The organism is Sphingomonas asaccharolytica NBRC 15499 (assembly GCF_001598355.1).
In the GTDB taxonomy this organism is placed as follows: Bacteria; Pseudomonadota; Alphaproteobacteria; order Sphingomonadales; family Sphingomonadaceae; genus Sphingomonas; species Sphingomonas asaccharolytica.
On sequence record NZ_BCYU01000015.1, the window covers coordinates 1 to 21254 of the forward strand.

At 65.4% G+C, this 21254-nt stretch carries 18 protein-coding genes; 3 read left to right on the forward strand and 15 right to left on the reverse strand.

What is annotated here, in order from left to right:
* Nucleotides 1–10 precede the first annotated feature (10 nt).
* From secA to SAS01S_RS05850, 3 genes are all read right to left on the reverse strand, one after another.
* On the reverse strand, nt 11–2752 hold the full coding sequence (gene secA / locus SAS01S_RS05840; protein ID WP_066806152.1) for a preprotein translocase subunit SecA: 2742 nt from the start codon (nt 2750–2752) through the stop codon (nt 11–13).
* Between the two features lie 81 nt (nt 2753–2833).
* On the reverse strand, nt 2834–3091 hold the full coding sequence (locus SAS01S_RS05845; protein ID WP_066806153.1) for a hypothetical protein: 258 nt from the start codon (nt 3089–3091) through the stop codon (nt 2834–2836).
* 165 nt (nt 3092–3256) lie between these two features.
* The gene (locus tag SAS01S_RS05850; protein WP_084238566.1) at nt 3257–3973 is read right to left on the reverse strand and encodes a TonB family protein; all 717 of its coding nucleotides are present in this window, start codon (nt 3971–3973) and stop codon (nt 3257–3259) included.
* Between the two features lie 95 nt (nt 3974–4068).
* On the opposite strand from SAS01S_RS05850, the gene argJ reads away from it, so the two are divergent.
* The 3 genes from argJ to SAS01S_RS23320 all read left to right on the forward strand — a co-directional run bounded on the left by argJ (nt 4069) and on the right by SAS01S_RS23320 (nt 6244).
* A complete protein-coding gene (argJ, locus tag SAS01S_RS05855) occupies nt 4069–5295 on the forward strand; it encodes a bifunctional glutamate N-acetyltransferase/amino-acid acetyltransferase ArgJ (RefSeq protein WP_066806155.1) in 1227 nt (408 codons plus the stop codon).
* Between the two features lie 19 nt (nt 5296–5314).
* A complete protein-coding gene (locus tag SAS01S_RS05860; RefSeq protein WP_066806265.1) occupies nt 5315–5926 on the forward strand; it encodes a glutathione S-transferase family protein in 612 nt (203 codons plus the stop codon).
* A 153-nt stretch (nt 5927–6079) separates the two neighbouring features.
* Complete coding sequence (locus SAS01S_RS23320) at nt 6080–6244, forward strand: SEC-C metal-binding domain-containing protein (RefSeq protein WP_218016253.1); 165 nt, start codon at nt 6080–6082, stop codon at nt 6242–6244.
* A 35-nt stretch (nt 6245–6279) separates the two neighbouring features.
* Here the strand turns inward: SAS01S_RS23320 and SAS01S_RS05865 are convergent, their stop codons facing one another.
* From SAS01S_RS05865 to pdhA, 12 genes are all read right to left on the reverse strand, one after another.
* Nucleotides 6280–6669 carry a hypothetical protein gene (locus tag SAS01S_RS05865; RefSeq protein ID WP_066806156.1) on the reverse strand — a complete coding sequence of 130 codons (390 nt, stop codon included), beginning with the start codon at nt 6667–6669 and terminating at the stop codon, nt 6280–6282.
* A gap of 67 nt (nt 6670–6736) precedes the next feature.
* Complete coding sequence (gene trxA / locus SAS01S_RS05870) at nt 6737–7060, reverse strand: thioredoxin TrxA (protein ID WP_066806158.1); 324 nt, start codon at nt 7058–7060, stop codon at nt 6737–6739.
* A 61-nt stretch (nt 7061–7121) separates the two neighbouring features.
* A complete protein-coding gene (gene addA, locus SAS01S_RS05875; protein ID WP_066806160.1) occupies nt 7122–10547 on the reverse strand; it encodes a double-strand break repair helicase AddA in 3426 nt (1141 codons plus the stop codon).
* Nucleotides 10528–13494, reverse strand: a complete 2967-nt coding sequence (addB, locus tag SAS01S_RS05880) for a double-strand break repair protein AddB (protein WP_066806162.1) — start codon at nt 13492–13494, stop codon at nt 10528–10530. Before addB ends, addA begins: the two co-directional genes overlap by 20 nt.
* The gene (locus SAS01S_RS05885; protein WP_066806164.1) at nt 13487–14248 is read right to left on the reverse strand and encodes a nucleotidyltransferase family protein; all 762 of its coding nucleotides are present in this window, start codon (nt 14246–14248) and stop codon (nt 13487–13489) included. Before SAS01S_RS05885 ends, addB begins: the two co-directional genes overlap by 8 nt.
* The gene (locus SAS01S_RS05890; protein ID WP_174544941.1) at nt 14245–15216 is read right to left on the reverse strand and encodes an aminoglycoside phosphotransferase family protein; all 972 of its coding nucleotides are present in this window, start codon (nt 15214–15216) and stop codon (nt 14245–14247) included. The genes SAS01S_RS05885 and SAS01S_RS05890 overlap by 4 nt, the downstream gene beginning before the upstream one ends.
* Entirely contained in the window at nt 15213–15653 is a 441-nt protein-coding gene (tsaE, locus tag SAS01S_RS05895; protein ID WP_066806168.1) for a tRNA (adenosine(37)-N6)-threonylcarbamoyltransferase complex ATPase subunit type 1 TsaE, read from the reverse strand. The genes SAS01S_RS05890 and tsaE overlap by 4 nt, the downstream gene beginning before the upstream one ends.
* Nucleotides 15653–16009 carry a CcdB family protein gene (locus SAS01S_RS05900; protein WP_369405715.1) on the reverse strand — a complete coding sequence of 119 codons (357 nt, stop codon included), beginning with the start codon at nt 16007–16009 and terminating at the stop codon, nt 15653–15655. Before SAS01S_RS05900 ends, tsaE begins: the two co-directional genes overlap by 1 nt.
* Nucleotides 15952–16200 carry a type II toxin-antitoxin system CcdA family antitoxin gene (locus tag SAS01S_RS05905; protein WP_066806171.1) on the reverse strand — a complete coding sequence of 83 codons (249 nt, stop codon included), beginning with the start codon at nt 16198–16200 and terminating at the stop codon, nt 15952–15954. The genes SAS01S_RS05900 and SAS01S_RS05905 overlap by 58 nt, the downstream gene beginning before the upstream one ends.
* Before the next feature lie 49 nt (nt 16201–16249).
* Nucleotides 16250–18592 (reverse strand): sensor histidine kinase, encoded by a 2343-nt coding sequence (locus SAS01S_RS05910; RefSeq protein WP_066806173.1) that lies wholly within the window; start codon nt 18590–18592, stop codon nt 16250–16252.
* A 137-nt stretch (nt 18593–18729) separates the two neighbouring features.
* Nucleotides 18730–20148 (reverse strand): pyruvate dehydrogenase complex E1 component subunit beta, encoded by a 1419-nt coding sequence (locus SAS01S_RS05915; RefSeq protein ID WP_066806175.1) that lies wholly within the window; start codon nt 20146–20148, stop codon nt 18730–18732.
* Nucleotide 20149: 1 nt separating this feature from the next.
* On the reverse strand, nt 20150–21196 hold the full coding sequence (gene pdhA, locus SAS01S_RS05920; protein WP_066806177.1) for a pyruvate dehydrogenase (acetyl-transferring) E1 component subunit alpha: 1047 nt from the start codon (nt 21194–21196) through the stop codon (nt 20150–20152).
* Nucleotides 21197–21254 lie beyond the last annotated feature (58 nt).

Sequence of the window (21254 nt, forward strand, 5' to 3'; positions counted from 1 at the left end):
TTGACCCCCACTACGCGATCTGGCCGTGGCAGTGCTTGTACTTGAGCCCCGAGCCGCACGGACACGGGGCGTTGCGGCTGACCTTGCCTTCCCAATCCTTCGGATCCTCGCCCAGATCGGGCTGTTCGGGCCGAACGATCGACAGCGGCGGCAGACCGAGATCGCCCAGCGCACGCGACGCGCCGTCGATATCCGCACTGTCGTCATCGCCCGAGAACGGGTCGAAATGCTGGGTGATGAAATCGGGCAGTTCGGGAAGTTCGGGCGGCGGCTGGAAGCGGAATTCGGCGGTCGCCAGCACCTTGGTCACGTCCTCGCGGATCGATCCCAGCATGCGCTCGAACAACGCGAACGCTTCCTGCTTATATTCGTTGATCGGCGTCTTCTGGGCATAAGCGCGCAAATGGATGACCTGGCGCAGCGCATCGAGCGTCGCGAGATGCTCTTTCCAGTGATGATCGAGATTCTGGATCAGGATCGATTTTTCGATCGTCGTCCAGGTTTCGGGCTCGATCTCGGCTGCCTTGGCATCGACCAATGCCGCCGCCGCCTCGTTCAGCCGCTCCTCGACCATCTCGACATCGACCGCTTCTTCCTTGAGCCAGTCGTCGATCGGCGGTTCTATCCCGAGCATTTCGGAGACCTTGGCCTTCATCCCCTCGACATCCCATTGCTCGGGATAGGAATTGGGCGGGCAATGATCGCTGACGATCGTGTTGATCGTCTCCGTCCGCATGTCGACCACCACGTCGCCGACGGTTTCGGCATCCATGATGTCGTTGCGCTGCTCGTAGATGACCTTGCGCTGGTCGTTCATGACGTCGTCATATTCGACGACCTGCTTGCGGACGTCGTAGTTGCGCGCTTCGACCTTCTTCTGCGCGGTCTCGATCGCCTTGGACATCCAGCGCGACGGCGGCAATGCTTCGCCGTCTTCCAGGCTCGATCGCATCATCTTGGCGAACAAGGTGTTCGGACCGAAGATGCGCAGCAGATCGTCGTCGAGGCTGAGGTAGAAACGCGACAAACCGGGGTCGCCCTGGCGGCCCGAACGACCGCGCAACTGGTTGTCGATGCGCCGGCTCTCATGCCGCTCCGTGCCGAGCACGAACAGGCCGCCCGCCGCCAGCACTTCCTGCTTCTCGACCGCGATCTCCTGACGAATGCGCTCGATCGCGGCGTCGCGCTCAGGCCCTTCGGGGACATCGTTCAATTCGTCCTCGATCCGGAAATCGAGATTGCCGCCCAGCTGAATATCGGTGCCGCGGCCGGCCATGTTGGTCGCGATGGTGACCGCGCCCTTGCGGCCCGCCTGGGCAACGATATGCGCTTCCATCTCGTGATAGCGCGCGTTCAGCACCTTGTGCTCGACCTGTTCCTCATGGAGGAATTCGGACAGCATTTCGGACTTCTCGATCGACACGGTACCGACCAGCACCGGCTGGCCCAGTTCAGCCTGGACCTTGATCGCCTTGGCGATACCCCGAAACTTGTCGTGGATATCCTTGTAGAACGTGTCTTCCTCGTCAATGCGGCGCACCGGCACGTTGGTCGGGATCGACACGACGTTCATCTTGTAGATGTCGTAGAATTCCGCCGCCTCGGTCGCGGCGGTGCCGGTCATGCCCGCCAGTTTGGGATACATGCGGAAATAATTCTGGAAGGTGATCGAGGCCATCGTCTGGTTCTCAGGCTCGATCTCGACACCTTCCTTGGCCTCGACCGCCTGGTGCAGGCCGTCCGACCAGCGCCGGCCGTCCATCATGCGCCCGGTAAACTCGTCGATGATGATGACCTTGCCGTCCTTGACGATGTAATCGATGTCGCGCTTGAACATCATGTTGGCGCGCAGCGACTGGTTCAAATGGTGAACCACCTGGGTATTCTCGAAATCATAGAGATTGGTGCCTTCGAGCAGCCCGGCGGTCTCGAGCATTCGCTCCACCGTTTCGGTCCCCTCCTCGGTCAGGATGATCGATTTCTGCTTCTCGTCCTTTTCGTAGAGCTCGGGCGCGAGCTGTTTCACCACCGCATCGACGCTCTTGTACAGTTCGGACTTGTCGTCGGTCGGCCCGGAAATGATCAGCGGCGTGCGCGCTTCGTCGATCAACACCGAATCAACCTCGTCGACGATCGCCATCGAGAATGGGCGCTGGACCATCTGGTCGCGCTCGTACTTCATATTGTCGCGCAGATAGTCGAAGCCGAATTCGTTGTTGGTGCCGTAAGTGATGTCGGCGGCGTAGGCTTCCTTACGCTGATGGTCGGTCAAGTTCGGGATGATAACCCCGACGGTCAGACCCAGGAAGGTATACACCTGCCCCATCCACTCAGCGTCGCGCTTGGCCAGATAGTCGTTGACCGTGATGACATGGACGCCGGCGCCCGGCAGCGCATTGAGGTACACCGCCAGCGTCGCCACCAGCGTCTTGCCCTCACCCGTCCGCATCTCGGCGATCTCGCCGCGATGGAGGACGATACCACCGACCATCTGGACGTCATAATGGCGCTGGCCGAGGACCCGACTGGCCGCCTCACGCACCGTGGCAAACGCCTCGGGCAAAAGGTCGTCGAGCTTCTCGCCATTGGCCAGGCGCTCACGGAACAGCACGGTCTGATTGGCGAGGGTCGCGTCGTCCATCGCCTGGAGCGCGGGCTCGAAACTCGCGATCGTGTTGACGATGCCGCCGAGCGACTTGACGTACCGGTCGTTGGACGACCCGAAAATGGATTTGGCGAGTCCGCCGAGCATGATGATTTCCTGTTATATGGAGTGCGCGCGAGCCCGCGGGGCCGCGCTGATTAGATAGAAAAGGACGTGGTTGCGCGGGCGCTATTCGCGCCGACGGCTCGCAAAGGCGGGAATCGCGTCCGACAGAGCGAAAACCGGCAGCGCCGAAATCACGGCATGGACCGGCCCGGCGATCGCCTGGATCGGCCGCGCCGCGACCTGACGCCGCACCTCGGCGGTCGCCTTGACCGCCGTCGCCACCACCGCGCTGCTGAGCGTGGTCGGCACCTGCGCCGCACGGGCGCCGGCCGTGCCGCTGAATGCGGACAACAAGGCAGACAGGAGCAGGATCAGGTTCAAGCGAGCGCTACTTCATCGATTATGACGGACGGTGACATAGGGTCGCGTCTGGCAAAGGTCTATCAAATACTCTCCACGTTTTCGCGGTTGCGTCTGTCTTGTCGGACCCGTGGCATGGTTTTTCTGCGCACCTTGGCGATCGCCGGCGCGCCGAATGGCTGCCTGTCAAAAGGTGTAATGAATTCCAGGCACCGTGTAGGTCGAGGCAATCGCCTTGCCGGATGCGTCGCGCGCGGGCTTGAATCGGCCGTTGCGGGTGAACATCGCACACGTCGCTACATTAAGGGCAGGCGACGCGTCGCTCTTGATGATTGAACAGCCAGAGACCATTCCGCTGGGTGCCACGTCAAGGCGCACGGAGACGGTCCCACTTCCCTTCCTAGCCGACGCCGGAACCTCGGAGTCGCGGACCCAACTGCCCGGATTTTGGAGCGGAGTTACCGGACTGCCTCCCTGCGGTGCAGCAGCGGTTACCGGTGTGATCGCGCCGTTGGGCGCCGGTTCGGGCGGTGGCGTTTCCAGCTTCCACATCATCGACGAGCTCCATTTGCTCGGCGTCGGCTTGTTCTTCTTGTTTCGTGGCACTTCGAACCGGCCATTGGCGGTCATGAAATTGCACGTCGTTTCGTCGAGCAGCGGCGATTCGGAGCTCTTGGTGACCTTGCAATCGGTCACGCGTCCGGTGTCGTCGATCGACAAAGTGAAGCTGACCCGTCCCTGCTCGCCGGTCGCGCGCGCCGCTGGAGGATAGCCGTCTTGGGGAATCCAGCTGCCCGGATTGCCGATCGGCTTCGCGGTCGGGATCGGCTCGTCGTCATCCTGCGCCTGAGCAACGCTAGGAAACGCAAAAGCGGCCAATGCCAGAACAATGGCAATACGCATGTTTTTCTCCCCAATTGGCGTCACGCTAGCCCAACCCGACCCGACTTGTCACCGCCGCCTTTGCCTGTCCGGCACACGGCTCTATGAGGGCCGCCATGACCGATCGCTCCCCCCTCGCCCCCGCCGCCTTTCCCGACCTGCCCGACGTTGCGGGGATCACTCGCCGCGTCGCGAAAGCGCAGTACAAGACCTGGGATCGCTGCGACCTGACCTATGTCGAGCTGGCGTCCGGGACGGCGGTCGCCGGCGTGTTGACCAAGAGCCGCTGCGCGTCGCCCGAGGTAGATTGGTGCCGCGCTGCGCTCGTCCTGGGCCGCGCCCGCGCGCTTGTCGTCAACGCCGGCAATTCGAATGCCTTTACCGGCGATCGCGGACGCCACGCGGTAGAAGGGCTGGTCGCCAGCGTCGCGCGCCATTTGGAGTGCCAGCCGTCAGACGTGTTTGTCGCTTCGACCGGTGTGATCGGCGTGCCATTGCCGCTGGACAAGGCCGAAGCCGGGCTCGCCGCCGCCTTCGCCGCAGAACCGTGTGGTTGGGAAGACGCGGCCGCTACGATCATGACCACCGATACCTTCGCCAAGGCGGCGGTGACGCGCGCGGTGGTCGACGGCAAGCCGGTCAGCCTGGTCGGGATCATCAAGGGGTCGGGCATGATCGCGCCTGACATGGCGACGATGCTCGGCTTCATCTTCACCGACGCTGCGGTCGATCCCGCCTGGCTGCAGGCAGCGCTCGCCCGCGCCAATACGCGCAGTTTCTCGTGCATCACGGTCGATGGCGACACCTCGACCAGCGATACCGTGCTTGCCTTCGCGACGGGCGCCGCCGGCAATGTCGCGATCGCGCATGACGACGATCCTGGGGCCGACGCGTTCGCCGCGGCGCTCAACGACCTCTGTCTGCAACTCGCGCACCTCGTCGTACGGGACGGCGAAGGCGCCACCAAGTTCATCGCGATCGAAGTGACTGGCGCCGAAAGCGACGCCAGCGCGCATCGCATCGGAATGAGCATCGCCAACTCGCCTTTGGTCAAGACAGCAATCGCCGGAGAGGACGCCAATTGGGGCCGTGTCGTCATGGCGGTGGGCAAAGCCGGCGAGCGCGCCGAGCGCGACCGCGTGGCGATCCGCTTCGGCGAGACCCAGGTCGCCCTGAACGGTCTCGCGGTCGAAGGATATGACGAGGCGCCGGTCGCCGCGCATCTCAACGGCAAGGAGATTAATATCGGAGTCGATCTCGGCCTGGGCGATGGGCGAGCCACGGTGTGGACCTGCGATCTCACGCACGGCTACATCTCGATCAATGCCGATTACCGTAGTTGATTTGGCGGAGCAGAACGACATGTTGACGATCTGGGGCCGGCTCAACTCGCATAATGTCAAGAAAGTCGCCTGGTTCGCCGAGGAACTGGGACTGTCCTTCGTCCGCCACGATATCGGCGGGCAATTCGGCATGAGCGACGCCTATCTGGCGATGAATCCCAATGCGCTGATCCCGACCATCGACGATAACGGCTTCATCCTGTGGGAATCGAACGCGATCCTGCGCTATCTCGCCCCGCGCCACGGCGGCGCGCGCTGGTGGCCCGACGAACCGCAATTGCGCGCGCTCGGCGATCGCTGGATGGAGTGGCAGAACGGCTATGCGCCGGTACAACTCGACGCGTTCGTCAATCTCGTGCGCACTGCGCCCGACAAACGCGACATGGCAGCAGTCGCGCGCTCGGCGCAGCGTTGCGGCGAGCTGATGGCGATCCTCGACCGCTATCTCGCGCAGACGCCGTGGCTGTCGGGCGAGGATTTCGGCGTCGGCGACGTGCCGATGGGCGTCTATGTCCACACCTGGTTCACGCTCGATATCGAGCGGCCCGACCTCCCCAACCTCGCCGACTGGTACAACCGCCTGCAATCGCGGCCCGGTTATGCCAGCCAGGTGATGATCCCGCTCACTTGACGGCGTCGCCGAGCGCGGCCACAGGGGCCGCCCGCCGCGATCCCGTGGCGCGACCAAGGGAGGCCATCATGCATCGCATCGACCAACTCGCCGACCTGCCCTGCTTTCGAGGTCAGCTCGAAACGGCGTAAGGGCTATCCGTCCGAAACACGCGTGAAGCGCGGCCTGCGCTTCGTTCATGGCGACATAGAACTCGTCGAAAAACTCGGGCGCAACGATCCGTGCCCGTGCGGGTCCGGCCGTCGGTTTCAAGTCGTGTTGCCTGACCAGCGGCCGCTTTCGATGGCGCTGAGCGCCACGATTATTACCGGTAGATAGATGGGGCCGCGTCCGCGAGGGCGCGGTTCCCTCGCTCAAATGCCCTGCGCTCTGCGTCGTGTCAGTTCCTGTTCGACATAGATTCGCACGCGGATGTTGTGCTCGCGATCGATGCCATCGGCGAAGGCTTCCAGATCGTCGTCCGACGACCGCAATACGCTGCTCACGAGGCCGTCGAACTCGTCCTGATCGACCGGTGGATTGCCACGGATCATCGACCGCTGCAGCACCGTATGCGCGATCACCGCCAGCATCGCGCGCCGGTAGGAATCGTCCAGCAGGATAGCGAGGTCTTTGGGGGTGATGTCGAACGAGAAATCCGAGGTGGCGATACTGGAATCGACCGGCAGCGAGTATATCAGTCGGCCGCCGACATCGTCGACGTGCGGCTCGTAACCATCACCCATGCGGCGAATCGAAGTCATCGGTCTCCCTTCGAAAAAGGCCGCACCCTATGGATGCGGCCCCTTTTTCGTTACGATGACGGCAGGCTCAGGCAAGTTCGCCTTCCAGCCAGGCCTTGATCCGACCCTTGGGCTCGGCGCCGATCTTGGTCGCTGCCGGGCTGCCGCCCTTGAACAGGATCATCGTCGGGATGCCGCGCACGCCATACTTCGCCGGGGCGTCGGGATGATCGTCGATATTGAGCTTGGCGATGGTCACCTGCTCGCCGAGCTCTTCCGAAATCTCTTCCAGGCTCGGCCCGATCATCTTGCACGGGCCGCACCATTCGGCCCAGAAATCGACCAGCACCGGCTTGTCGGACTCGAGCACGTCCGCCTGGAAACTGTCGTCGCTGATATGCTTGGTTGCCATTGGGGAATCTCCTTTGGTGTAAATGTAGGCGCGGCGTGGCCCATGCTCAACGGGTGGCGTGCTAGCTTTGCTCCGTGATGACAAAGCCAGGCTTGTGTCCCGCCAGCACGTCATCGGGCAGATCGAACAGGCGCGGCGCCGCGGTGTAGAGCAACGCCGCTTCGATCCGTCGCCCGGGGAAGATGACGCGCAGCGCCTCGGCATAGGCCGCCATCTGGCGCAGGTGGAAAACCGGCACTTCGTCCAGCCCCAGCGGTACACGCCGGCCGGTCTTGAAATCGATCACACGGACGCGATCCGGTTCGACCAACAGCCGGTCGACGGTGCCGGCGATGACGTATCCGCCGGGTACCACCGCCGAAATAGGCGCCTCCCCCAGTGAATTGGCGCCGAACAGATCGCCATGCGCGGGATCGTCGAGCACCGCGAGCACCGTTGAGATCAAGTCGCTCCGGATGGCGGCATCGGCGACCTGACCGACGTTAGCCAGCCAGCGTTCGGCGGCCGCTGTGCGACGATCGGGTGCCAGTGCCGGCAATCGTTCGAACAGCGCATGGATCAGCCGTCCGCGTTCAGCCGCGGTGCGCATGGCCACCGACGGCGGCGGATCGGACACATCGTCCTCGCCGACCGACGAGGGCGCGAGCGGGCGTGGCGGCCGCGCTTCGATCGGCGCGGGCAGGAATGCCCAATCCGGCAAGGCGACGCTGCGCGTCTCCGCGACGCGCGATGGCCGCGCGCGCACGGGAGGCTGCGGATCGTGCCCGGCAAAGGAACGGCGTGGACCCTCGCTTTCGCGCTCGGCCGCCCCCAGCGCCGTGAGCGCCGCTTCCGCCGCCGCATACCAGCTGTTGGTCGACGGCACCCCTTTCGACCGTGGCCCGAGTGACCCTGCGATCTCCAGCCGCTCCTCGGCGCGCGTCGCCGCGACATAGAACAGCCGCCAATGCTCGGCGAGTTCGCGCGCGTCCGCCGTCGCGATCGCCTCCGCCAATGCCCCAGAGCGCTGTTCCTTGCGCGGACGGAACACGGGCAGTTTGGTATCCTGGTCGGCTTGCCAGTCGAGCGTCGAGCGCGGCCGCGCCTCCGGATCGGCGGTGGCGTCGGCCAGGATCACCAGCGGGGCCTGCAGCCCCTTGGCGCCGTGCGCGGTCATCACGCGAACCGCGTCGAGCGGCTGCGACGGATCGCGCACGATCTCGACATCGCCGCGGTCGAACCAGTCGAGGAAGCGTTGCAGCGAGGGGATCGCGACGCGTTCGAATTCGAGCGCGGCATTGAGCAACTCGTCGATTGGATCGCGTGCCTCCTGCCCCAGGCGGCGGATCAGCTTGCGCCGCCCGTCGAGGGCCCCCGTCAGCATTTCCTCGAGGAAGACATAGGGCGTAGTGAAGTCCGCGCGTCGCAGCATCGCAGCGAGCGGCGCTATGCGCTCTGCTGACTGCGTCGCCTGGAGATGCGCCCACAAGCCGCCGCGACGCTTCATCGCCGCATGCATCAGCTCGTCCTGTGTCCAGCCGATCAGTGGCGAGACGAGCAGGCTGGCGAGCGCTAGATCGTCCTGCGGCTGCAGCACGAAACGGATCGCCGCGAGCAGATCCTGCACCGCCAGCGGCGCGGTCAGCCGCAAGCGGTCGACACCCGCGACCGCTACGCCCTCGGCATAGAGCCGCGCCACGATCAACGAGGCAAGTTCGCCGCGGCGCTTAACCAGGATCATCACATCCTCGGGGCGGAGCGGCCGGCCCTTGCTCTCGAGGATCAGCGGATCGTTGGGGTCGAGCCATGCCTTGACCTGAGCCGCGATACGCGTTGCATGTGCGCGCACCGCATCGGCGACCCAGCCCTCCTCGCCTTCATCCTCTTCGCCGGCCAGGGTCGGCGCCCACAGATTGACCTGACCCGGACCCTCGACCTTGCTCGAATGCCGTTGATTGTCGTCCACGCCCAGCCCGCCGCCGGGCAGCACGCCGATCGCGGCATCGATGAAATCGAGGATCGGCTGGGTCGAGCGGAACGATGAAGTCAGCGCGAGCTGCTCGAATGGCGTCGGCTCGATCTCGCTAATGTCGCTCGTCACCTCGGCGAGGTCGCGGAAATGGCGTTCGGCCCAGCGGAAATTGAGCGGGTCGGTGCCCTGGAAGCCGAAGATCGCCTGTTTATAATCGCCGACGGTGAACAATGTCCGCCGCCGGTCGCCGCGGCTTCCCAGGCCGGAGAAAAAATCGCTCGCGATCGCGTCGACGATTTCCCATTGGCGCAGATTGGTATCCTGCGCCTCATCGATCAGGACATGATCGGTCGCCTGATCGAGCTTGAAGCGGACCCAATCGCCCATTCCGTCCTGGCGCAACAAGGCGACCGCGGCGTCGATCAGGTCGTCGAAATCGACCGCGCCGATCCGGCGCTTGGCGGCGCGATAAGCGAAGGCGTAATCGCGCCCGACGGCGAGACCAGCCGCGAGCAGATCGGCATAGTTCGCCAGATGGCGCATCTGGATCAAGCGCGAGACTTGCTCATGGAAGTCGGTCGCGATCGGCGCGTAATCCTCATCCTGCGGCGCCTGCCCCTTGGCGAACGACCGCAGCTCACCGTCTTGCCGCGCCCAGACGCTATGTAATTCGCCGAGTGTCGCCGTCCGCTGCTCCGCGTTCCTCGCCAGCCACGTGGCGATGATGTCCGCACGGGCCAGCCCATTCTTGGTGCCCCACGCCTGATTGAGCTCGCGCAAATGCTCGAGCAGGTCATCGTCCAACTCGTCACAGCCAGCCGCGATCGCCGCCTCGACATCGTCGACTCCAATCAGTGCACGGCGGACATAGGGGCCGACTCCCTCGCCCATCGGCAGCGCCGCCATCGCCGCCGGCGCGCGCGCGCAGGCGCGGAGGAAAGCTTCCGCCCCTTCCTCGCCAAGCCGCAGGCTCAGCGCGCCAACAGCGCGCACCGCGCCGTCGCGCCCCTCCCGCTCGGCATCGACCAGCAGTTGCGCCAGCGTCTCCCGCGCCAGCGCCGATTCCTCGCGCGCCTCGAGCGGACGGAAGCCCGGCGTCAGTCCCGCTTCGACCGGGAAAGCGGCGAGCAGTGACTGGCAGAAACCGTGGATCGTCTGGATGCGCAGCCCGCCGCCCGGTGCGTCGAGCACCTTGGCGAACAAGGTCCGCGCCCGGGCGATCAGCGCCGGGGTCGCGCGCTCGCCCAGCGAGGCGAGGTCGGCCCGGATGTCAGCCTCGGACGCGCGCACCCAGCGCGCCAGCCGCTGGTTGATCCGCCCGGCCATTTCCGCGGCGCCAGCTTTGGTGAAGGTCAGGCACAGGATCGCGCCAGGATCGGTCCCGCCGAGCAGCAGACGATAGACGCGTGCCGCCAGCACCTGGGTCTTGCCCGTGCCTGCCGACGCCGCGAGCCAGACGTGCGATGACGGATCGCTCGCGTGCGCCTGCTCGTCGACCAGCCGCGGCAGGATCGAGTCAGCGCTGCTCACGGCCATACCATTCGTCGCGGCGCATCAACTGGTCGTAATCGCCGAACGGCGCGAATTCGGGTTTCAATTTGGCGGTGAACGGCGCCCCGCCGGTCAGCCAAGCTTCAGCCGCCTCGGTGAAATTGCGCCGCGCCTCGGCGACGAATTCGTCGACCGGGATAGGATCCTTCTTCTTCGGGTCGCACGGCGAATCAACGTAGCCGAACGCGCCCGATCGATTGCGGGCGAGCGACCAATATTCAAACCCTTGCGCTTTGCCCGAGACCCCGGCGAACTTGCCTGCCTCGGCAATCATCCCGAGCAAGCCGAGCTGCAGGCTGAACCCCGCGCGCACGGCTGCGGTCGAGGGCGGCTGTCCGGTCTTGTAGTCGACCACCACCAGCCCGCCGTCATTGAGACGGTCGATCCGGTCGAATCTGCCCGACAGCTCCACTCCGGCCAATTGCAAAACGCCCTTACCCTCGACCGCGAGGATGGTCCGTTCACCCGCGCGGTCGGTCACTTCGCGCGCGATCCAGTCGACCGCTTCGATCAGCCGCGGCCCCCACAAGGCACGGATCATCGGATGCGTGCGAACGTCGCCCAGCAAGGCCTCGGCGCGCGGGCGCAGCGTGTCGGGATTGGCGCCGTCCTCGCGAAACCAGCTTTCCAGGATCGCGTGGACCTGATTGCCGCGCCAGGCAGGGCTTGGTTCGGCGTCGACCGGATCGATCGCGCCCAGCCGCAGCATCCGCCGTGCGTAAAAGGCAAAGGGGTCAGCCTTGAGCCGATCGACTTCGGTAACCGAGATCTGGCGCGGCCGGTCCTCGACCGCCGGCGATGGCTCGGGCCGCGACGCCGGCTCGTATACGCCCGGATTGTCGATCGACGCCGCCCATGCCGCCAGATCGGGGTCGCGGACGAAGCGATCCCCCGCCAGAGCTTCGAGCCGAAGCCAGAATCGCGAGGCCAGCGTCGGCGACCGCCCGTCGCGGCGCGCGCGCGTGATCAGCACTTCCGGCGCGCCCAGTGCATTGGCGAAATCGTGCGCGGCAACACCGATGCTACGATCGAGCCCCGGCAACCCCAGTTCGGCGCGGATGCGCGGCGCCAGCCACGGATCCGGCGCGGCGATCGCCGGCCACGTTCCCTCATTCAAACTGCCCAGGATCGTCAGGTCCGCGGTCTGTAATCGCGCCTCGATCAGGCCGTAGATCGCAAGGCGCGGATGCCCGCCCTGGGGCGGACGGATTGCGGCTTCCTCCATCAGCGTACGCAACAGCGGCGCGACGCTGGCAGGATCGACCAAGGCCGGCCCATCCACCGCGCGCAGTTCGAGGTCGGCGAGCAATTCGGCCGCGGCGCGGCCCGCCGGCCCCGCCCACACCGCGAAACCGCACAGGGCTTCGGCCGTTTCGCGCAATGTAGCGATCATCGCCGCCAGCGGTTGCTCGCCATTGCCGAAGCAGTGCGCCAGGGGTTCGAGCAACCCCCGCATTTCCGGCCAGACATGGCGCGCCGCCGCGCGGATCGACGCCTCGCGCTCGTCACCGTCGAGCAGATGCGCATCGACGCCCGCCAGCCCCGGCGCAGGACGCGGCCCACGCAGCGCACGGTCGAGCGCCCGCACGCCATCGAGCCACAAGGTGCGCGGTTCGCCGCTCTGGACGAGCGGGTGCTTGAGCAGTGCCAGCAACGCGAGCGGCGCAAAGTCCTGAGAGGCGGCCTCGGCCAGCATCGTCAGTAACGTCCCCGGCGCCCGCGTTGCGAGCGGGCGGCCGGCGGTATCGTCGACATCGATCCCCCAGCGCGCGCAATGCGCCGCAACGCGCTCGGCCAGCGTGCGATCGGGCGTGACCAGGGCAGCGGTACGCCCCTCGACTTCCAAGGCACCGCGCAACGCCAGCGCGATCGCTTGCGCTTCGTCAGCAGGCGTCGCCAGCTCGACCGCGCGAATCCCGGTCAGCCGTCGGTCGGGCGCCTCCAGATCGGTCCACTTGCCGGTGAAATCAGCGGGCGCGAAGGCGTTGGCGATTGCTTTGCCGCGCGCCACCGACGCGTCGTGATCGCTGCCTTCGCGCCAGATACTCACTTCACCGCGTCCCACGCTCATCCGCTCGAGCAGCAGCTTCAACTGGAATTGCGGATGGGTCTCGATCGACCGCGCCTTGAACCCGCTGGCATCCGGCTCGTGCGGCCCGAGCGCGTCCCATTCCTCGGCCGGCATCGCGGTGGCGAGGTCCTGGAACACGACCAGTGCCTCGTCGAGTTCGGCGACACGTCGCAACAGGGTCGCCACGGCCGGCGCCGGGTCGGTGATCCCGGCGGCACAGATGAAACCTGCGGGCGGCGTCTCTTTCCACCGCGCCGCCAACCGACGCAGCATGATCGCGCGGCGCGTTGCCGCATCCATTGCGCCCAGCCGCGCCAACTCCGCCGGCCAGCGGTCGATCACGATACGGAACAGGTCGAGCGCACGCTCCCAATGGCTGGTCAATTCGCGCCCAACGTCGAGCTCGGCGAGTTTCGTCGCTGCGACTTCCTCGACCAGCAACTGGTCGAGCGTCCGCGCCAGCGCACCGGCCAGCCGCACGGCCTCGTCGGCGGCCACTGGCTCGCGCTGCCGCGCACGCTCTTCGCTAACCAACCGCGCCAGGATCATCCGCCGCGCCAACGGATCGACCGGCGGCGGCAACGGCTCCAAGTCGTCGGCCGGATCGAGCATCGCGCCCGCCGCTTCATCGAGTGCTGGATCGCCGATCGTCACCAGCCGGGGCAACAACAGCCCGCCGCCGCTCGCACGCACGAACGCGTCCTGGACCGCGCGCCGCCCGCGGTTGTTCGGCAGGAGGACGAGACCCCGCGCAAGTCGCATCGGGTCACCGCCGAACCGCTTCATCAGCCCGGCGACGAGCGCATCCGCGAATGCGCGCTGCGCAGGGATCGTATAGAGCGCGAGGCCGCGCTCAGGCATCGATCAATAAAGCCTCGGTCTTGGCGATGGCCGGTGGCGTTCCAACGTCGAACCACAGCCCTTGATGGACAAAGCCATAAGCGCGACCCGCCTCGATCGCGCGGTTCCAGAACAGGTTGGTCGAGAACGGCCCCTCCGGCCAGTCATGGATCAACCGCGGCGAGAGGATCTGGACGCCGGTGTAGACGAATGGCGCCACCCTGCCCGGCTTGCGGCGACCGGTGATGCGGCCATTGGCGTCGAGGTGAAAATCACCCAGCCCGCCATGATTGTGCGCGCGCGCCAGCGGCACCATGAGCAGCAGCGCATCCATTGCATCGTCATCCCAGCGCGATGCCAGCAACTTGATCGTGTCCGCCGGGCCATCCACCCATAGATTGTCGGCATTGGCGACGACGAACGGCTTATCGCCGATCAGGTAGCGTGCCTTGACGATGCCGCCGCCGGTTTCCATCAGCTGATCGCGTTCGTCGGAGACGATGATGTCGACGCCCTTCACGCGGTTCTTGAGGTGCGCTTCGAGCGCATCGGCGAGATAATGGACGTTGACGACCGCGCGCTTGATCCCCGCCGCGCGCAAGCGATCGAACACGTGATCGAGCAAGGGCTGGCCGGCAACCTGGATCAGCGGCTTGGGTCGCGTCGCGGTCAGCGGACGCATGCGTTTGCCGATCCCCGCCGCCATCACCATTGCGGTTTCGGGGACCGTGCCGCCCGGGTCCGGCCGCAGCGACAAGGTGCGTTTCGCGGTCATACGCGAGCGATCTCCATCGGGTCGCCGCGCTGGTCGGCAGGGATATTGGCATCGAACCACGTCTTTACCGGCGCCAGTGCCGGATGGTCGAGGTCGCGGTTGAGATAGCGCCAGACGCGCGGGCACATCGCCGGATAGCGCGGCTTGCCGTCGCGCCGCCACAAGCGGGTGAAGATGCCGACGATCTTCGCGTTCCGCTGCGCGCCGAGGATGTGATAGGCGGCGTCGAAATCGTCCCCGGCACCGGTCACGCGGCGATAACGATCGAGCATCGCCGCCTCGATCTCGGGCTCGACGTCGCGCCGCGCGTCCTGCAGCAGCGACACCAAATCATAGGCCGGATGGCCGGCCAAAGCGTCCTGAAAATCGAGCAGCCCGAGCGCTTCCGTCCCGCCGATCAGCATCAGATTCTCGGCATGGTAATCGCGCAGCACGGTCACGGGCTCAGCCGCCAGTGCATGGTCGAACACCTCGCCCCAGGCTTTGGCGTAGCCCTCGGTATCGACCGTCACGCCGATCGCGGGGCAGTACCATTCGGTCAGCAGATCGGCTTCGCGCTGCAGTTCCTTGCGATCATAGGGGCGCCACGGGCCGGCGGGTTCGTCGCGCAAGCGGATCAGGATGTCCACCGCCGCCTCGTACATCCGCAGCAGACTTTCGGGCGCGGCATCGACCGTCTCGCGCATGCGGGCGTCGCCGAAATCTTCGATCAGGACCAGTCCCTGCTCCAGGTCGGTGCCTAAGATCACCGGCGCAGGGAAACCGCGCGCGACCAGCCATTGCGCGACTTGGATGAACGGGCGCGGATCCTCGTGCGGCGGCGGCGCGTCCATCAGGATCGCGCTGCGGCCGTGGTCGGCGACCCGGAAATAGCGGCGGAACGAGGCGTCGCCGGCAAGCGGCAGCACGTCACCCTCTCCCCAGCCCAGCTTGGCGAGGAAATCGGCGGTCCCCGCCGGTGGATTCATGTCAAGGGCCATCGGCCCTCCCATGCCGTGGGCACCGTTGCTGTCAAGCGGCGTCCGCCATCGGGTGCGAAGTCCAGGGTCAACGCCAAGGCATCGGGCCATCGGCCAGGCGCACGCTCGGGCCATTCGATCAACAGCACTGACTCCTCGGGCGCTTCGTCGAGCCCGAGTTCGTCGAGTTCGTCGACATGCTCGATGCGATAGAGGTCGACATGCATCACCGGCAGCCGCGTCTCGGGCGGCGCGTACGGCTGAACGATCGCGAAAGTCGGCGACGGCGCGTCCTCTTCCAGTCCGAGCGCTGCGAGCAGACCCCGCGCAATGCTCGTCTTGCCCGCCCCGAGAGGACCGGCAAGAGTGATCACGTCGCCCGGGCGGACCGTAGCGGCGAGAAGGGCGCCGAATTCCTCGCTCGCGGCTGCGTCGACGAGCTGCATCAAAAGCCGCTGATAAGCATGTCGAGCGCGCCGACGATTACGTGATGATCTTCGGCCAGCGACGCTACGCGCGTCCCGATCATCCTGGCTGGGATTGTCGCCGCACCCTGGGTCGCCATAAAAAATTCCCTGCCGTCGATCTCGAAGCGCGGATTCAGCTTGGCGATCCGTATCGGCATATCCCCGGGGCTCAGGAGCGGGACGACGAAACGCGTCTGCAGCCGGTCAAGGAAATTGCACTGGCAGTCGAGCAGCAACTCCTCCCCATCCCTGGGTCGAAAGACATCAAATTGCGCCATTAGAATTGGCGGAAGCGCTCGAGCGGTAGCCCATTCTTCTCGACGAACCTGTTCCATTCCTCGAATGCCTCGGCATTCTCTTCCTTGAAGCGCCGCTCGCGCTCCGCCTTGACCTCACGCGCCAGCCCTTCCTCGCTCGCGCGCGAAACGTTGATGCCGAGTTCCTTGGCTTCTTCGACCAGGCGTGCGTCGAGCGACACATTGGTCGGCCGGCGGAACGGCGCCCGATCTTCACGCACTCTAGCCATCACAATCTCCTATGCGCATAGATTATGCGCATCGAATTGGCGACGCAAGCTATCGCGGTAGCTCGACAATCAGCAATGTTCCCTCGCCAGGCTCCGAAAGCAACTGGATCGTCCCGCCATGCGCTTCGGCGAATTGCCGCGCGATTGGCAGGCCCAGCCCCAAGGCGCGGTCGTCGTCTGGCCGCTCATGTCCGCCAAAGCGATCGAAGGCATGCTCGATTGCGTCGGGTGTCATTCCCGGACCATCATCGGATACGACGATCCGCGCTGTCCGAGCATCGCCATCGGTATGGAGCAGCACGCGCCCGCCCTCCCCGATCCCACCCACGGCATTGCGCAGGAGGTGCTCGATCATCTGGCGCAATTTCTTGGCGTCGCCTTTCACCATCCCGGTCGACGGCACGACCTCAATCGCGAAATCGACCTTCTTGCGCTTGGCGATCGGCGCGATCGTCTCCGCGGCATTATAGGCGGTGGTTTCCAGATCGACGGCCAATCGCTCGATCTTGTTTTGATCGGCCTCAGTCAAATCGAGCACGTCGTCGACCAGTGCCGCCAGCCGCGCGACCGATTCGAGGATCGCGTCGACATAGCCGTCGGCCTGCTTGGTGAGCTTGCCGGCATAACCCTCGCCCAGCATTTCGGCGAAACCCTGGATCGAGGTCAGCGGAGTGCGCAATTCATAGCTCATATTGGCGACGAACGCAGTCTTGACCTGATCGGCCGCCTCCAGCGCTTCGTTGCGGTCACGCAGCGCCTGTTCGATGTGCCGGCTGTCGGAAATGTCGAGCATGGTGAATAATGCGTTGCCGTCGGGCAGCGGCACGCCGGCGAATTCGAAATGGCGGCCGTCGGCGAACGCGACCCGGCCGCCGCGCTGTTGCCGCCCAACCGCCGCCGAGCGCACGATCTCGGCGATTACGCTTGCCCGGGCCGGTTGCGCGAGCCGCGCGGCGCCCTTTTCGACCAGCGCATCGATCCGCGGATGGCTGGTCAGGAACTCCTCGTCGAATTCCCACAACTGGCGGAATTTGTTGTTCCAGATCTGCAACCGGCCATCGCCCGCGAATACACCCAGGGCTTCGAACAAATTATCGAACGTGGCGGTGCGGACGCGAAGCAAGGTATCGCGCGCGCTGGCGAGCTGAACCTGCTCCGTGCGATCCTCGAAAATCAGCAAGAGCCCGCCGTCGGGCAACGGATTGCCGACCAAACGCAGATGTACGCCGCCCGGCAAGGTCCAGGTTTCCTCGATCGCGCCGGTCGCCGCCAGGAACCAGTCGCGGCGCTCCGCTTTCCAACCTGGGAAATCGCGGACTTCCGGCAGTCGATTCGCCTCACGCATCCGTTCGAGCACGCGATCGAACTCCGGACGGTCGGCGAGCCATTCGCTGCGCATCGCGAACATGCGCTGGAACGACTGATTGCAGAAAGCGAGGCTGCGATCGGCGGCGAATTGCGCGACGCCCGCGGACAGGCGATCGAGCATCGCGCGCTGCGCGTCAGAGAACCGCTTCAGCCCTCCCCGCGCTTGCTCGAGATCCTCGATATCGATGGCGAATCCGGCGACGCCTCCCGGCGGCGCCGGCAGCGGTACGTCGTGGATACGGAGCATGCGCCGCGCGCCGCCGATCGTCGCGGGCATCGATTGGACGTTGGGGCGATCGGTATCGCGGGCAACGAGCGCGCTGGCCAGCGGACCGCCGATTCCCGATCCCTCGATCAACTCGACCTGGCGCGCCACGACATCCTTGGCGTCGCTCGCCTCGACTGCGCGGACATAGGCCGAATTGACCATCGCAAGCCGCATGTCGGGTCCGCGATACCACATGGGCAGCGGCGCCGCCTCGATCAGCCCGCGCAGGGCCGCGAACGCCTGGCCGAGGTCGGCGGCTTCGCCGCGCAACTGGCCAATCTGCGCCTGGCTTTCGGTCGCGTCGAAGAACCAGACGATCACGCCGCCCGGCGACCCCACTTCGCGAGGCGCGCGCTGGCCACGAGCCGAGAGCATGCGCGTCGAGCCCTGCGGGCGTATCGTCAGCGTGAATGGCTCGCCTGCCTTTTGCGCCGCCGTGACCGCGTCGCCAAGCAGCACCGCGTCCTCGCTGGTCAGGCCGGTACCCGGCGACACCAGTTCCGCCAGATACTTGGGCGGGGGCACCACTCCCAGCCAGTCGGCCAGCCGATCGGGCAATTCGAGCCGGCCATCGGCGCGCACTACCATCGCCAACGCCGGGGCGGACGCCAACAGCGCGTTCAATTTGTCGTTGCCCGCCAGCGTCGCTGCCGCGGCGGCGCGGGCGCGCAATCCGGTGTATAGGATCCAGCACGTCGCAACGATCGCCAGAGCGAGAGCCGCCCCGACAAGGCCGAGGGTCGTTGTCGACACCATCAGAAACGGCCCCCGATCATCACCAGTCCGACTAATCCCGTTCGCGCTTCACCTGTCGAGCGCCTGCATCTTCGTAGAGAGAAGTGCAGGCATTCGACAAGCGGGACCCGAACGGGATCGGGCCGATCACAGCGATATCAGCGATAACAGACCTTCTTGACCATCTCGACGACCTTGGCGGCAGAGATCAGCGCGAGCTTTTCGAGGTTCGCGGCATAAGGCAGCGGCACGTCCTCGTTAGCGACGCGCAGCACCGGCGCGTCGAGGTCGTCGAACCCCTCCTCCATGACGAACGCCGCCACTTCGGACGCGATCGAACAAGTCGGCCAGCCTTCCTCGACCACGACGATGCGGTTGGTCTTGGCCAGGCTCTTGAGCACCGTCTGGCGATCGAGCGGGCGGAGGGTGCGCAGGTCGACCACTTCAGCCTCGATGCCTTCCTTGGCGAGTTCGTCGGCAGCTTCCAGGCTGATGCCAACACCGATCGAATAGCTGACGATCGTGACGTCCTTGCCTTCGCGCATGATCCGCGCCTTGCCGATCGGCAGCACCCAATCCTCAACCTGCGGGACTTCGAACGAGCGGCCGTAGAGCAACTCATTTTCGAGGAAGACGACCGGGTCTTCGCTGCGGATCGCGGCCTTGAGCAAGCCCTTGGCATCGGCCGCATCGTACGGCGCGATCACGATCAGCCCCGGAACGCTGGCGTACCAGGGGCCGTAATTCTGCGAATGCTGCGCGCCGACGCGACTCGCCGCGCCATTGGGGCCGCGGAACACGATCGGGCAGCGCATCTGGCCGCCCGACATGTAATTGGTCTTGGCGGCCGAATTGATGATGTGGTCGATCGCCTGCATCGCGAAGTTGAACGTCATGAACTCGACGATCGGACGCAGGCCGCCCATCGCAGCACCCGTGCCGACGCCGGCAAAGCCATATTCGGTAATCGGTGTGTCGATCACCCGTGTCTCGCCGAATTCGTCGAGCAGGCCCTGGGTGACCTTGTAGGCGCCCTGATATTGCGCAACTTCCTCGCCCATCACGAAGACGCGGTCGTCCTTGCGCATTTCCTCGGCCATCGCGTCGCGCAGCGCCTCGCGCAGCGTCAGCTTGACCATCTCGGTGCCGGCGGGGACCTCAGGGTCGGCGACCTCGGCGTCGTGCTTGGCCGCCTCGAACATCTGGCGCGCGCCAGTCTCAACCAGATGTGGCTCTGGCGTGCCGCTCTCGGCCGCTTCCTGCGCGACTTCCGGGTCCTCGACCTTTGCACCAGGCGCCGGAGCAGGTGCGGGCGCTGCCTTGGATACTTCTTCGCCCTCGGCGGCCAGCGTTGCGATGACGGTGCCGACCTTCACATTGTCAGTGCCCTCGGCGACCAGGATTTGCGCGATCGTGCCTTCGTCGACCGCCTCGAATTCCATCGTCGCCTTGTCGGTTTCGATCTCGGCCATGATGTCGCCGGACTTGACCGTGTCGCCTTCCTTGACGAGCCACTTGGCGAGCGTGCCTTCTTCCATCGTCGGCGACAGTGCCGGCATCTTGATCTCGATCGCCATCTCAGTACGACTCCACCAGCACGTCGGTATAAAGCTCGCCCGGTTCGGGCTCCGGCGTCTGCTCGGCGAAGTCCGCCGCCTCGTTCACCTGCTTCCTGATCGCGGCTTCCGCTGCTTTCAGTTCGTCTTCCTTGACGCCCAGTTTCTCGAGCAAGGCCTTGGCGTGCTCGATCGGGTCGGACTTGTCGCGCACCGCCTGGACTTCCTCACGGCTGCGATACTTCGCCGGGTCGGACATCGAGTGGCCGCGATAGCGATAGGTCTTCATCTCGAGGATGAGCGGCCCCTTGCCCGCGCGGACCCAGGCCAGCGCTTCCTCGGCCGCCCCGCGGCACGCCAGCACGTCCATCCCGTCGACTTGGATACCCGGGATGCGGAAGCTCTCACCGCGGCGATAAAGCTGGTCCTCGGCGCTGGCGCGGTTGACGCTGGTGCCCATGGCATATTGGTTGTTCTCGATCACATAGATGATCGGGAGTTTCCACAGCTCGGCCATGTTGAACGATTCGTAGACCTGGCCCTGATTGGCCGCACCATCGCCGAAATAGGCGAGACAGACCCCGCCATCGTTCGAATATTTGTGTTTGAAGGCGAGACCGGTGCCCAGCGACACCTGCGCGCCGACGATGCCATGCCCGCCGTAGAACTTCTTCTCGGTCGAGAACATGTGCATCGAGCCGCCCTTGCCCTTCGAGATGCCGGCGGCACGACCGGTCAACTCGGCCATGATCAGCTTGGGATCGATGCCGTAAGCGAGCATGTGACCGTGATCGCGATACCCGGTGATCACGCTGTCCTTCTCGCCGTCGAGTGCCGACTGCAACCCGACGGCGACCGCTTCCTGGCCGATATAGAGGTGGCAGAAGCCGCCGATGAAGCCGAGGCCGTAGAGCTGGCCCGCTTTCTCCTCGAAGCGGCGGATCAGCAGCATCTGCTTGTACAGTTCGAGCAGTTCCTCCTTCGACGCCTGATAGGGGTGCGGCTCGTCGGGCCGCGGACGGTTGGTAACTGGGGGCTCGCTCTTGGCGCGCGCTGGGGCTTTTGCCACGATGGGGAAACCTCGTTTCCGTAGGGGAGAAAGGGCGGCCTATAGGCCGGGTGTGCTG